At 54.5% G+C, this 13782-nt stretch carries 9 protein-coding genes and 1 other annotated feature; of the genes, 7 read left to right on the forward strand and 2 right to left on the reverse strand.

Features of this window, described 5'->3' with window-relative positions; genetic code table 11:
• Positions 1–179 precede the first annotated feature (179 nt).
• From hemE to hemG, 3 genes are read left to right on the forward strand one after another with little or no spacing between them, the layout of a single operon-like run.
• Entirely contained in the window at positions 180–1244 is a 1065-nt protein-coding gene (gene hemE, locus EJQ19_RS19450; protein ID WP_126142930.1) for a uroporphyrinogen decarboxylase, read from the forward strand.
• A gap of 1 nt (position 1245) precedes the next feature.
• Positions 1246–2196, forward strand: coding sequence for a ferrochelatase (gene hemH / locus EJQ19_RS19455; RefSeq protein ID WP_126142902.1), 951 nt, complete (start codon positions 1246–1248; stop codon positions 2194–2196).
• A complete protein-coding gene (gene hemG, locus EJQ19_RS19460; RefSeq protein WP_126142903.1) occupies positions 2193–3695 on the forward strand; it encodes a protoporphyrinogen oxidase in 1503 nt (500 codons plus the stop codon). The genes hemH and hemG overlap by 4 nt, the downstream gene beginning before the upstream one ends.
• Here the strand turns inward: hemG and EJQ19_RS19465 are convergent.
• Positions 3690–4352 carry a Crp/Fnr family transcriptional regulator gene (locus EJQ19_RS19465; RefSeq protein WP_126142904.1) on the reverse strand — a complete coding sequence of 221 codons (663 nt, stop codon included), beginning with the start codon at positions 4350–4352 and terminating at the stop codon, positions 3690–3692. The two genes, hemG and EJQ19_RS19465, sit on opposite strands and share 6 nt — an antisense overlap.
• 73 nt (positions 4353–4425) lie before the next feature.
• On the opposite strand from EJQ19_RS19465, the gene hemL reads away from it, so the two are divergent.
• On the forward strand, positions 4426–5724 hold the full coding sequence (gene hemL, locus EJQ19_RS19470) for a glutamate-1-semialdehyde 2,1-aminomutase (RefSeq protein ID WP_126142905.1): 1299 nt from the start codon (positions 4426–4428) through the stop codon (positions 5722–5724).
• 863 nt (positions 5725–6587) lie between these two features.
• Here the strand turns inward: hemL and EJQ19_RS19475 are convergent.
• On the reverse strand, positions 6588–8102 hold the full coding sequence (locus EJQ19_RS19475; RefSeq protein ID WP_241242989.1) for a phosphodiester glycosidase family protein: 1515 nt from the start codon (positions 8100–8102) through the stop codon (positions 6588–6590).
• Positions 8103–8383: 281 nt separating this feature from the next.
• Here EJQ19_RS19475 and EJQ19_RS19480 point away from each other — a divergent pair, with 281 nt between their 5' ends.
• The 3 genes from EJQ19_RS19480 (at position 8384) to EJQ19_RS19490 (ending at position 13767) form a co-directional block, all read left to right on the forward strand.
• Positions 8384–9271, forward strand: coding sequence for an RluA family pseudouridine synthase (locus EJQ19_RS19480; RefSeq protein ID WP_126142906.1), 888 nt, complete (start codon positions 8384–8386; stop codon positions 9269–9271).
• 117 nt (positions 9272–9388) lie between these two features.
• Positions 9389–10516 carry a LysM peptidoglycan-binding domain-containing protein gene (locus tag EJQ19_RS19485; RefSeq protein WP_126142907.1) on the forward strand — a complete coding sequence of 376 codons (1128 nt, stop codon included), beginning with the start codon at positions 9389–9391 and terminating at the stop codon, positions 10514–10516.
• Between the two features lie 263 nt (positions 10517–10779).
• Positions 10780–11038 (forward strand) — a binding site (T-box leader).
• Positions 11039–11106: 68 nt separating this feature from the next.
• Positions 11107–13767 (forward strand): valine--tRNA ligase, encoded by a 2661-nt coding sequence (locus tag EJQ19_RS19490; protein ID WP_126142908.1) that lies wholly within the window; start codon positions 11107–11109, stop codon positions 13765–13767.
• Positions 13768–13782 lie beyond the last annotated feature (15 nt).

Consider the following 13782-nt stretch of genomic DNA (forward strand, 5'->3'; position numbering starts at 1 on the left):
GAGCGCTGCTGTCGGGCTGCTTCCTTTATGAAGCAGAGCGAACGAGCCGGCAGAGCCGGGTGGTTCTTTTGTCATACATTTGTCGCATTAGCGAAGCTTACCTCAGTTGTGAGAGCGGGATAATTAGGGCATAATGGATGAGAATAGGAACGGACGATCAGAGGATGGTGTTTGAGCCGATGAGCTACAACGATAATTTTATAAAAGCGTGCCGCAAGGAGCAGGTCGATACGCTGCCTGTGTGGTATATGCGTCAAGCGGGACGTTATGACCCGGATTACCGCAAAATCAAAGAGAAATACTCGCTGCTCGAAATTTGCCGTCAGCCTGAGCTGGCTGTTGAAGTGACGATGATGCCGATCAAGAAGCTCGGCGTCGATGCGGCGATTTTATATTCCGATATTATGAATCCGGTTGCTTCGCTGGGCGTTGATTTTGATATTGTAAAAGATATTGGCCCCGTGATTCATACGCCGGTGCGGACGGCAGAAGATGTATCCAAACTGCGGCCTATCAACGTGGAGCAGGATTTGTCGCACATCATTGAAACGATTCGCATTCTTGACCGGGAGCTGGAGGTGCCGCTCATTTCATTTGCGGGTGCGCCGTTTACGATTGCGAGCTATTTGATCGAGGGCAAACCGTCCAAGAGCTACATCCGTACAAAGCAAATGATGTACTCGGAGCCTGCGGTCTGGTTCGCGCTCATGGACAAGCTCGGTGATATGGTCATCACGTATCTCCGCTCGCATATTGCAGCAGGTGCGAAGGCGGTGCAGGTGTTCGACAGTTGGGTCGGCGCGCTGTCGCCGGCCGATTTCGATGTGTATGTGCGGCCGACGATGATGCGGATTTTTGCCGGTTTGGCGGATTTGAAAGAGCCGAAAATTTATTTCCCAGGGGTCAGTTCCGGCGAGCTGCTGCCGTATTTGAAAGGCATTCAGGCCGACGTGATCGGGCTGGATTGGCGCGTGCCGATCAACGTCGGCCGTGAACGTTTGGATCACCGATATGCGGTGCAGGGGAACCTGGATCCTTACATTTTGACGGCGCCGATGTCGGTCATTGAGAAGCAGGCGAAAGCGATTATGGATGAGGGTATGCAGCATCCGGGCTATATTTTTAACTTGGGCCATGGATTGTTCCCGGAAGCTTCGCTGGAGAAGTTAAAAGAGTTGACCGCGTTCATCCATTCGTATTCCCATTCGGTATTATCCCAGCAAGCAGAAAAGAGTGGTGTTTAACATGTCCAAACAACGGATTGGCGTACTCGTCATGTCGTACGGAACGCCGGAGAGCCTAGATCAAGTTGAAGCGTACTATACCCACATCCGCCGGGGGCATCCGCCGACTGCGGAGCAGCTGCATGAGCTGACGAGCCGGTATGAGGCGATTGTAGGCGGTTTTTTCCCGCTGCGCGAGAACACGAATAAGCAAGTGCAAAGCCTGGAGGCGACGCTTCACCGGGAGCATCCGGAGGTTGAATTCGTCTGCTATCAAGGGTTGAAGCACGCGCAGCCTTATATTGAAGACGGTGTGGATCAAATGGTGAAGGACGGCATTCAGGAAGCCGTCGGCGTTGTACTGGCCCCGCATTACTCGGTCATGAGTGTTGGCGGCTATGTGAAACGTGCGCAGGATAAAGCGGATGAGCTTGGTTTGAAGATCTCCTTCGTTCTTGAGTATCACTTGCATGAGAAGCTGCTCGATGCGCTGCAAACACGCGTGGTGAACGCACTCGCCAAGTTTGATGGCAATCGCGACGAGGTGCGCGTGATGTTCACGGCGCACAGCTTGCCTGCGAAAATTTTGGAGATGAAAGATCCGTATCCGGATCAACTGCTGGCGACCTCTACAGCGATTGCGGATCGCATCGGACTTACGAATTGGCAGTTCGGCTGGCAAAGTGCCGGGCAGACGGCTACGCCGTGGCTCGGACCGGATATTTTGGATGTGATGCAGACGGTAGCGAATGAAGAACATGTGCGCAAAATTTTGCTGTGCCCGATCGGTTTCGTGTCGGATCATCTGGAAGTGCTGTATGACATCGACATTGAAGCGCAGGCGCTTGCGAAGGAACTGGGCATTCAGCTCGAACGAACGGAATCGCTGAACACGGACCCGCTCTATATGGAAACGCTGAGCGATGTGGTCTATAAGAAATGGCAAGAGACAAAAGTGGCTAATCCGTCATGAGTCCACATACTCCTCACTATATGGTAATCGGCGGCGGCATCACGGGCCTTAGCGCAGCTTTTTATTTGCAAAAGCGACTGGAAGCGGAAGGTGCACCCTTCCGTATTTCCGTTGTAGAGAAGTCGGAGAAGCTGGGCGGCAAAATTCACACGCTGGAGCGGGACGGTTTTGTCATTGAAAAAGGGCCGGATTCGTTTCTCGCTCGAAAGAAGCCGATCATTGATCTGGCGTATGAGCTGGGCCTTGAAGGTGAGTTGACTGCGACGAATCCGAAAGCGAAGAAAACGTTCATCGTGCGCCAAGGGAAGTTGCATCCGATGCCGCCGGGCCTCGTGCTCGGCATTCCGACGCAGTGGACGCCGTTTATGAGGACTGGGCTGATCTCGCCACTCGGCAAGGTGCGCGCTGCGATGGATTTCGTGCTGCCTAAGCGCAAGAAACAGACGGATGAATCGTTAGGTCATTTTCTAAAGCGTCGCTTGGGGACGGAAGTGTTGGAGCGTGTCGTGGAGCCGCTGCTCGCCGGCATTTATGCAGGAGACACGTTCAAGCTGAGCTTGAAGTCGACGTTTCCGCAGTTCGGCGCGATGGAGCAGAAGCATCGCAGCGTCATTCTCGGGATGATGGCGAGCCGCAAAAACGTGCCGGAGGAAAGCGCGCATTTGCCACAGTCTGTGCGGCATTCGGTGTTTGTGACGTTCAAGCGAGGCTTGAAAACGATTGTGGAAGGTTTAGAGGCTGCGCTTCGGGAAGGCGGGGCAGAGCTTCGGACAGGCGTGGGCGTAACGAAAGTGACGGCTGCAGCCGGTGACGGTTCCGCTGCGGCTGGCGGGCCTGCGAAGGTGGTCTTTGAGGACGGACATGAGGAAGTCGTCGATGGGCTGATTGTGACGACGCAAACGTATCAGGCGGCCAAGCTGTTGGATGAATTGCCGATTGCGGAGGTGCTGCGGAACATTGCGTATATATCCGTTGCCAACGTCATTATGGCGTTCGACCGAAAAGATATTCCGTTCGAGCTGGACGCTTCCGGTTTCCTGGTGCCGCGCAGCGAGGGCTTGGCCATAACCGCCTGCACGCTGACATCCGCCAAATGGCTGCATACGGCGCCGGATGGCAAAGTTGTGCTGCGCTGCTACATCGGCCGCGCGGGCGAGCAGGAGTGGCCGTCGTTGTCCGACGAGGAGCTTGTGGAACTGGCCCGCAGGGACATTCGCAAGCTGCTGGGTATCGAGGCTTCGCCGCTGTTCAGCGAAGTGACGCGTCTCATGCACTCCATGCCGCAATACCCGGTCGGCCATCTCGAAAAGCTCGCGGATTTTCGCGCGAAGCTCTCGGCTGCAATGCCGCGTGTCTGGGTGACCGGCGCAGGCTTCCATGGCGTCGGACTGCCGGATTGCATCCGTCAGGGCAAGGAAGCGGCGAATGCGCTGGTTGACCGCATAGAAAGCTCCGCGAAGGCGAACTCGGCCAAGGAAGCAGTCAGCGCCGGCTTATGAGCGTAGCTTGGCGAGGTCGAGCTTGAAGTCCGAAGGGGAGAGTGTTAGAATTTTTTTCTCCTCCAGATCGCGGATGACCTGCATCAAGGTTGTTTTCTGAACGGACGCCAGTTGGGAGATTTCATCAAAGTTCAGTACGAGCTTTATTGTGATGATGCTGCCGTTGCGGAGACCGTGCTTGTTCGCCATGGTGATCAGGCTTTTGATCACGCGCGTACGAGCGTCCAGAAAGGTGAGATCGTAGACTTGCTGGTTCGTATCGCGCAGGCGGTGGCTCAGTTCTTGCATGATGCCGAGTGAAATATCAAAATGCGTGCGCAGCAGATCGAGAAAGCTTTGTCCTGTGATGGCGAGGAGCATGCAGTCTTCCAACGTCTGCGCGGAAGCGGAACGCGGCTTCCCGTCGATGAGCGATAACTCGCCGAAGCTTTCGCCGGCTTTGCAGATCGACAAAATTTTCTCTTCTCCGGTCGAGCCGGTCGTATAAATTTTGACGGAGCCGCTGAGCACCATGTAGAAGACGGAGCCGATTTCTTTTTCGGAGAAAAGAACGGTGCCGGCTTTGAAGCTGCGCTTGGTGCTAATCGCCGTCACAGCTTCCAGTTGCGCATCGTTTAATTGTGCGAATAGAGGCACTTGTCGAATAAGTTCCAGCATCTGATATGTACCGCCTTTACAGGTATGATTTCAACTCATTTTATCATAAGATCACAAATTTGGGGGCTATTTCATGGAAAATTCGAGCAGAATCGACACGCGCTCTTCGGCGGCATTTCAAGAGGCCAAGCAGCTGATCCCAGGCGGTGTGAACAGTCCTGTCCGCGCCTTCAAATCGGTCGGGCTTACGCCAATGTTTATGGAAAAAGGTGAGGGCTCGCACGTAACGGACATCGACGGCAACACGTTTATCGATTATGTGGGGTCCTGGGGACCGTTAATCGTCGGTCATACCCATCCGGCCGTACTGGAAGCGATCAAGGCGACGGCGGAAAAAGGCACTTCCTTCGGAGCGCCGACACTTCTGGAAACAGAAATGGCGAAGCTGGTCATTGCGCGCGTGCCGTCGATCGAGATGGTGCGGATGGTGAACTCCGGCACGGAAGCGACGATGAGCGCGTTGCGTCTGGCACGAGGATACACGAAGCGCGATAAAATTCTCAAGTTCGAAGGCAGCTACCATGGGCATGCGGATTCGCTGCTCATTAAAGCAGGGTCCGGTGTGGCGACGCTTGGTTTGCCGGATAGCCCGGGCGTGCCAAGCAGTGTGGCGACGAATACGATCACGGTGCCGTATAATGACCTGGCATCCGTGCAGTATGTGTTTGAGAAATTCGGCGAGGAGATCGCTGCGATTATTGTTGAGCCGGTAGCCGGCAATATGGGCGTTGTTCCTCCGAAGCCCGGCTTCCTCGAGGGGCTGCGCGAGGTTACGACGCGTTACGGCGCCCTGCTCATCTTCGACGAGGTGATGACCGGCTTCCGCGTGCACAAAAACTGTGCGCAGGGCCGTTTCGGCATTACGCCGGATTTGACATGCCTTGGCAAAGTCATTGGCGGCGGACTCCCTGTTGGCGCGTACGGCGGCAAGCTGGAGATTATGTCGCAGATGGCGCCGGCCGGTCCGATCTATCAGGCGGGCACACTGTCCGGCAATCCGCTGGCGATGGCGGCGGGCATTGCGACGCTGAAGCTGCTCGGCGAGCCGAACGTATACGAGGAGCTGGAGCGCAAGTCAGCGCGCATCGAAGAAGGCTTCACCGCCAATGCGCGTGAAGTTGGCGTCGCGTGCACGATCAATCGCGTCGGCTCGATGATCTGCCCGTTCTTTACAGAGCAAGCGGTCACCGACTACGAGAGTGCAAAAACGTCCGATTTGGCGCGTTTCAACGCCTATTTCGGTCACTTGCTGGACCTCGGCGTATCCGTGGCGCCTTCGCAGTTTGAAGGCATGTTCGTCTCCACGGCGCACTCGGATGAGGATATTGAGCAAACGATCGCCGCACACCGCGAGGCGTTGAAGCGGTTGTAGTGGGCGAGCTTGTCCCGCAAAGAGAGATGAACTGGAGAGCTTCCAGTTCATTTTTTTTGTTTCACGGTTTGCCTGAGCACGGCGTAGGGGGAGTTGCTCGTTGGAATGGTGGCAAGATAGACGTGGGTAGAGAGTAGAGTAGCTTGTTGTAGGGTGGCAGGTAGGAGTGAGTATAGTAGCTAGCTTGTTGCGTGGTGACAGGGGGCTTAGGTAGAGTAGTTTGTTGATGTGGCAGGTAGGCGTAAGTGCTAGGTGATAGGTGATAGGCATAGAACCTGCAAAAACTACAGTAAATTCAGCGCAGAAGAGGCGGAACGAATGGAATCCTGCAAAAACTGCAGCAAATTTAAGAGATAATCGGTTTAAAAACGCTATCATGCTTGCTTTGCCCGAAATTTGCTGTACATTCTGCAGGATCTTTCACGAAAAACGCCGATTTCTTCTTCAATTTTTGCTGTAAGAAATGCAGGAACTTGCTGTATTTGAAAGGGGGCAGCCGACCCTCGAAGCGAAAAGCCGATCGAGTCAAGTCAGATCAACCCGACCTCCGTAGCGAAAAGCCGATCGTATCAAGTCAGATCAACCCGACCTCCGTAGCGAAAAGCCGATCGTATCAAGTAGCCAGATCAACCCGAAGTCCGAAGCGGAAGCCGACAGTATCGAGTCAGATCTATCTGACCCCCGAAGCGAAAAGCCGGTCGCATCAGTCAGATCTACCGGTCTGAGCAAATCCGCTCGGCTCCGGTCGAACAGATCACCCCGCCCGCAGCGCCGAGCAGTCCTTCCCGGAGCAGGCGGACGCCTCGCTCCGGCAACAACAAAGAGCCCTCATCTTCTAACAAAGGAAGATGAGGGCTCTCACTTTAATTCGGCTTCGTCGTTGACGTCGGAGCCGTAGATGTTTGCGTGGTCGGAGCTGAGCTGCCTCCCGTGCCGTTCGTCGGCGTCGGCTTCGTCGTCGCCGTACCGCCCGTCGCGCCACCGGTGCCTGCGGCACCGCCGCCAGGCGTCGGTGTTGGCGTGGCGCTAGGTTTCACCGTCGCGCTGCCGCCGGCAGGCGGGCTGCTCGTTGCACCGTCGCCCGGCTGTGTCGTCGGGTTCGAATTTGTCGAACCCGAAGGTCCTGTGGAGCCGGTTGGCGAGCTTCCCGGCTTCGTCGACGTGCCCGGCTTCGCAGAGCCGGAAGGCACGGATGATTCTTTGTCGTCGTCGTTTTTCTCCGTAGACTTCGGTGTCGGTGTTGCCGTAGGCTTCGGTGTCGGCGTTGTTTTGCCTTGCTTCGCTTTCAGTTCAGCTTGCTCACGCAAATAATCCGGATGGTCATACGCGCCGCCTGGATCGATATGCGTCAAGCCTTCCCAGACATTCTTCACTTGGACTTGATCCGGGTGATCGAAGACGAGGAACGCGGACGGCAATCGGCGCTCGCCGTAACGGCTCGAAGGGCTCGTGATCAAATCGTTGTTGTACACCATCTCGGATGAAGCGCCGCCGTCTAGGAAGCCTGCGTTAATGACGCCATCTTCGAGGAAGATGTCCTGTACTTCTTTCAGCGTCGCGCCGACGCTGGACGTTTGACGGCCGTCGATGACGATGAAAATGACGGTTCCGTCCGCTTTTTGACCGATGGCGGTCCGCGGCGCCCGACCCCAACCGCCATCGCCGCTGGTAATCAATCCCTTACCATTGGCGATAACCCGAGGATAGAAGGAAACGGCCTCCGTAACGCCGAGCTTGAGCAGCTCATCGATGGAATATTTGCCGATAATGAGCGTGCCTTCCTTGGTGAAACCGACAATTTGCTGTGGAATGCTGCCTTCTTGGTCGGTATACAAAATGTTGCCGCCGGACATAATAACACCAATAGGGGCAAAACCGTTGCCCAATCCGTCCGGATCGTTAAAGCCTCCGCCGTTAATACCTGCGACCGCTCCCGTTCGCTGCACCATAGACGTAATCCGTTCGCCTTCCCCTTGCTTGGCGGGAACGACAACGCGGATCGTACGCGGATCGTAGACGTACATTTTTTTACCTTTCCAGAATTGCCCGGAAATATCCTCGACCCGCACCAAGCTTTCAATCGAGCGGTTCTTATTAAATTGCACGGCTCCCAGGTCCTGTTTCTCAACAGAGTTGGCCTCGGTCAAGTTCTGAACCTCCGCTACCATTTCATCTCTGCGTTTGGCTCCGACAAATATCCAAGCCCAATCCCGATGCTGAGTCGTGATAACCGTCTGAGCCAAATATTCGCGGATATAGGTTCCCGGCGGTGTCAGAAATAAAAAACTCGAGCTTAAAAATATGCAAATGGCGATGACGAGAAAAATTCGTTTCAGCCAGCTATAGCCTCTGAAATGATTTGCAATTGAAGTAACCACAATAACTCCTCTCCTAAACTTGTGTTTACGAATGTAATAGAATTTGTCGAAAAAAATAGTACAAGATTCATAATATCATATTTTTACATGCAAAGGGTAATGGTAATTGTTAAAATAACGTATAGTTGATCTTTATGCGCCACGAATTTCAAAAGAAGGGGTTACCGTTCGATGAAACGCTATTATTTTTTTGATTTTCCGGTCGACCTGATGGCGGTCGTGCTTGGTTTTCTGTTGCTGCTGGCCGCGATCTTTTTCTTAACACGCCGAGGGACGCGCCGATGATCGCCTGGACGAGAAACGGCGAATGGCTTGAGCTGCCGCTGCCCAGCAGCGGGTGGAAAGCGCTGAAGCCTGGTGCTATAGACGAGCTGGCCGCGATGCTTCCGGTGCCGAGCAAATATTTTCTAAGATTAGCGTCCAAGGGGCTGATTCGCGCCGAGGGCGACCGTATTCGCATCCACGCGTTTCCCCGGGAAGCGGCAAACGTCCCGCCGGAGCCGGGGAAGCTCGACATCGTATTCGAGGACGATTTTTGTCTCGTGATCAATAAGCCTGCAGGTATGTCGGTTCATCCGGCGGAAGCGGGACAGAAGGGGACGCTGGCTGCTGCCGTTGCCCATTATTATATGGAAACGGGGCAGGCGTGCGCGATCCGGCATATTCACCGTCTAGATCAAGATACGACCGGTGCGATTCTTTATGCCAAAAATGAATGGGCGCATGTCCTGTTAGATGAACATCTCCGAGAGAGGCGCATTCACCGTAAATATGAAGCGATTGCTGCGGGCCGCTTCAAGATCGCGCAGGGACGCATCGATGCGCCGATCGGCAAAGATCGGCATACAGCCGGACGCCGAGTCGTGTCGCCCAAAGGCGAGCATGCGGTTACACATTACTGCGTGCTGAAGCGATTTGCCCAAGCCGCGCTCATTGAGCTGGAGCTGGAAACGGGGCGCACGCACCAGATCCGGGTGCATCTTAGCCATTTGGGCCATCCGCTATATGGCGATACCTTGTACGGCGGTTCTTCGCGCGATTTTCACAGGCAGGCGCTTCATGCGAAGCAGCTTTCTTTTCCGCACCCGATTACCGGTGAGATGATCGTGGCCTCGGCGCATTATCCGCAGGATTTTAGTCAATTGCTAGACCGACTCTCGCACGCATAAAAATGTAGTCATGCCTGAACCCTCCCTCCCATATACTTTAGAGACAAACAAGTCTATCACCCAATAATCCGGAGGCATGCTTTCTCGGCCGGATTGACGGAAGGGAGGATTCATTCGGTGTTTGAACAACCGCAACCAGGGCTCAGATTCGATATTTACGAGCGCGTCCATTTGCAGGAAAACGTAGCGGCCATACAAGAGCTGAACGAGGTTGAGCTGCTGCCCCATATTCAGGTCTTGACGCTGGATGAACAAGCGATTCTGAAAGGCAACTTGCTGCTCACCGGCTCTTATACCAGTGAAGACGGCGAGTCGACGCGAACGCTGGAGCATCTGATTCCCGTTGAAATTTCGCTGCCGCTCAGCAGGGTTCATCGCGTGGAGGACATCCAGGTGGATATCGAGAATTTTGACATCGATCTGTTGTCTTCGCGCAGCTTGAATGTGACCGGCGTACTGTCCTTGCAAGGGATCGAAATTATTTCGGCTCCGCAGGAAAGCTGGCGCGAGGAAGAAGAGGTCACCTTCGTGCACCAAATCGACACCCCGCGTTCCGAGCCCGTTGCGCCATACGGGCAAGCGCCTGCGATGGAGCCGGAAACGGTACAGGTTCCGGAGCCGGAGCCAGTTGTCGCCGAGGAACCGCCGGCAGCCCCGATGCCGCAAGTGCAGCCAGTACAGCCGGTCCAGCCAATTCCGCAGGTACAGCCTGCGGTCCCAGAGCCCGTCTACACATCGCCGATCACGGCATCTCCCGCACCTGCCGCAATGTATGCGCCGGAAGTTCAGGGGAGCGACTCCTTCGGCGTCGACGTGGAACAAATCGAATTGAAGGTGACGCCACATGCTGACAGCACGGTTGTTACGGAGGAGAAAAAGGAGCTTAAAGTTGCCTTTGGCAAAAAGGCCTCGGAGGCTAAGGATGTTAACCCCTACGGCATCAAGTCGTTACTCTCAAAGGCAGGCTCGTATCTTTCCGATAAGCGGGATCCGGAAGCTGAAGCGAAAGCGGCTCTTGCGGACGAAGCGCGGATTGACGCTGTAGAGTGGACACGACTCTTCCTTAACAGGCGTGCCGAATCCGAAGAGTTCCGCAAAGTCAAAATGTGCATTGTGCAAAAGGAAGATACGTTGGAAACGATCGCGAAGCGGTATCAGATTACGACGCGCGAGCTTCAGCTCATGAATCGTCTGGGCGATAACGAGATCACCGCCGGTCAAGTCATTTATTTGCCGAAATCATAGTTGGCTTACATAACCATAACCTAAGAACCTCCGGCTGCTTGCGGCTTGGGGTTCTTTGTTGTCAGCGGACGGCGGAGCCTTTTATGTTTGGACGGTTCAGGGATGCGAAAGGTTTATTTTTGCATGGACAGGCTCGCCCACGTATACAATCCGCGCTTTTCCCCTATACTAGGACGTAAACATCAGGAACTGGGCGTACATATATTGACTATGTATCAAATGTTCGTTATCATATAGTGTAATACATTTTGAGTCCAACATATGGAATTGCAAGGATAGGGAGTAGTAGACGGCAATAGCCTTCAGAGAGTGGAGCTGTAACGCTGAGAGGTTCCACAGGATTCATCCGTTCGAAGTCGCCCTGGAGCAGTGAATGTGAGTGAGAAGCCCGAATTAGGAAGGCGCTCAGTAGCATTGACCGGTTACAGCCGTTACCTGTTTGAGTGTCATGTTCAGGCTGCACACTGTGCGCTGGCATGAAATGAAGGTGGTACCACGGAAGCTATACCTTTCGTCCTTTTTGGGCGAGAGGTTTTTTTGTGTCCAGGCAATATTTAGCTAATTTCTATCGATCTATGGAGGTTTTCACAATGACCGAGACCAAGCTACAAACCGAAATGCCGACAACGTATGATCCGAAAGAGGCGGAACGCAAATGGTATGCCTATTGGATCGAAAATGAGTTTTTCAAAGCGGGCAACCGCCCGGACGCGGAAACGTTCACCATTGTGATCCCGCCTCCGAACGTAACGGGGATGCTGCATATCGGGCATGCGCTCGATTTTACGCTGCAGGACATTCTCATCCGCACCAAACGGATGCAAGGCTACGATACACTGTGGCTGCCAGGCTCCGACCACGCAGGCATCGCGACGCAGACGCGCGTCGAGCAAAAGCTGCGTGAACACGGACAAACGCGCTACGACCTTGGCCGTGAGAAGTTCCTGGAGAAAGTATGGGAATGGAAAGAGATGTATGCTGAGACGATCCGTGAGCAATGGGCGAAAATGGGCTTCTCTCTCGACTACTCCCGCGAGCGTTTTACGCTGGACGAAGGATTGTCTCAAGCGGTCCGGGAAGTGTTCGTTTCTCTCTATGATAAAGGCTTGATCTATCGCGGCAATTATATTATTAACTGGGATCCTGCGGCGCGCACGGCGCTATCGGACATCGAAGTTGAGTATAAAGAAGTGCAAGGCGCGCTGTATCACTTGAAATATGAAACAACGGATGGCACAGGTTCCATCGTCGTGGCGACGACGCGTCCGGAGACGATGCTGGGCGATACGGCGGTTGCGGTTCATCCGGAGGATGAGCGTTACAAGCACCTGATCGGCAAGAAGCTGCTGCTTCCGATTGTTAATCGGGAAATCCCGGTCATTGCAGACGAGTATGTAGAAAAAGAGTTCGGAAGCGGCGCGGTGAAAATTACGCCTGCCCACGATCCGAACGATTTTGAAGTTGGCAAACGCCACGATCTGCCGCAAATTCTGGTGATGGACGAATCCGGCACCATGAACGCGAATGCGGGCCCGTACAAAGGCCAGGATCGTTTTGAATGCCGGAAGCAAATCGTCGCCGATCTGAAAGAGCAGGGCGTTCTGCTCAAAATCGAAGAGCACGTGCACCAGGTCGGCCACAGCGAGCGCAGCGGCGCGGTGATCGAGCCATATCTGTCCACGCAGTGGTTCGTTAAAATGCAGCCGCTTGCGGATCAAGCGATTCGCACGCAAAAAGAAGGCAAAGGCGTCAACTTCGTACCGGACCGTTTTGAGAAAACGTATTTGAACTGGATCGAAAATGTTCGCGACTGGTGTATTTCCCGTCAACTGTGGTGGGGCCACCGGATTCCTGCTTGGCACTGCGCGGATTGCGGTCACATTACCGTATCTCGCGAGGATGCGACGGCTTGCTCTTCCTGCCAAAGCACAAACCTGAACCAGGACAACGACGTACTCGACACATGGTTCAGCTCGGCGCTATGGCCGTTCTCGACACTCGGCTGGCCGAATGAGACCGAGGATATGAAGCGTTTTTACCCGACGAATGTACTTGTCACGGGGTATGACATTATTTACTTCTGGGTTGCGCGGATGATTTTCCAAGGGCTTGAGTTTACAGGACAAATTCCGTTCAAAGACGTGCTGATGCACGGTCTCGTCCGCGACAGCGAAGGCCGCAAAATGTCCAAATCGCTAGGCAACGGCGTTGACCCCCTCGAGGTCATTGAGAAGTATGGCGCGGATGCGATGCGCTACATGATTTCCACAAGCAGCACGCCAGGGCTTGACTTGCGATTCCGCTGGGAGCGCGTTGAGCAGGCGCGCAATTTTGCCAACAAGATTTGGAACGCTTCGCGCTTTGCCTTGATGAACCTGGAAGGCGTAACGGCTGCGGACATCGACTTGTCCGGCTCGCTCGGGACGGCTGACCGTTGGATTCTGCACCGTTTGAACGAAACGGTTCGCGATGTCACGCGCTTGATCGACAGCTACGAATTCGGGGAAACCGGCCGTCTGCTGTATAACTTCATCTGGGATGACCTGTGCGACTGGTACATCGAGTTCAGCAAGCTGAGCTTGTATGGGGCAGATCCTGCCGCGAAAAAGCAAACGCAATCTGTGCTCGCTTATGTGCTCGATCAAACGCAGCGTCTGATTCATCCGTTCATGCCGTTTATTTCCGAGGAAATTTGGCAGCATCTGCCGCATGTCGGCGACACGATTACGCTGGCGGCATGGCCGACAGAGAACGCGGCGTTCGAAGCGCCTGACGCGGTTCGCGAGATGGAGCTGCTGATGGAAGCGATCCGTGCGGTTCGGAACATTCGCGCCGAAGTGAACGTTCCGATGAGCAAGAAGATCGAGCTGCTCATGAAGCCTGCGAGCGCAGAGACCGAAGCTATTCTGCGCAGCAACGAAGAATACCTCAAGCGCTTCTGCAACACGTCGCTGCTGCAAATCGACGCTGCCCTTGCCGCGCCGGATAAAGCGATGACGGCGATCATCACCGGCACGGAGCTTTACTTGCCGCTGGCCGGTCTGATCGACATCGCGCAGGAGCTTGCGCGTCTGGAGAAAGAGTTGCAGACGCTGCACGGCGAAGTTGAGCGTATCGAGAAGAAGCTGTCGAACCAAGGGTTCGTAGCCAAGGCGCCGGCCAAAGTCATCGACGAAGAGAAGGCGAAGCTGGCCGATTATGCCGACAAGCGGGATAAAGTGCTTGCACGATTAGCGGAGTTGCGTGGATAATTCGAGCAAAATGTA

It is taken from the genome of Paenibacillus whitsoniae (genome assembly GCF_003955665.1).
Lineage (GTDB): Bacteria > Bacillota > Bacilli > Paenibacillales > NBRC-103111 > Paenibacillus_E > Paenibacillus_E whitsoniae.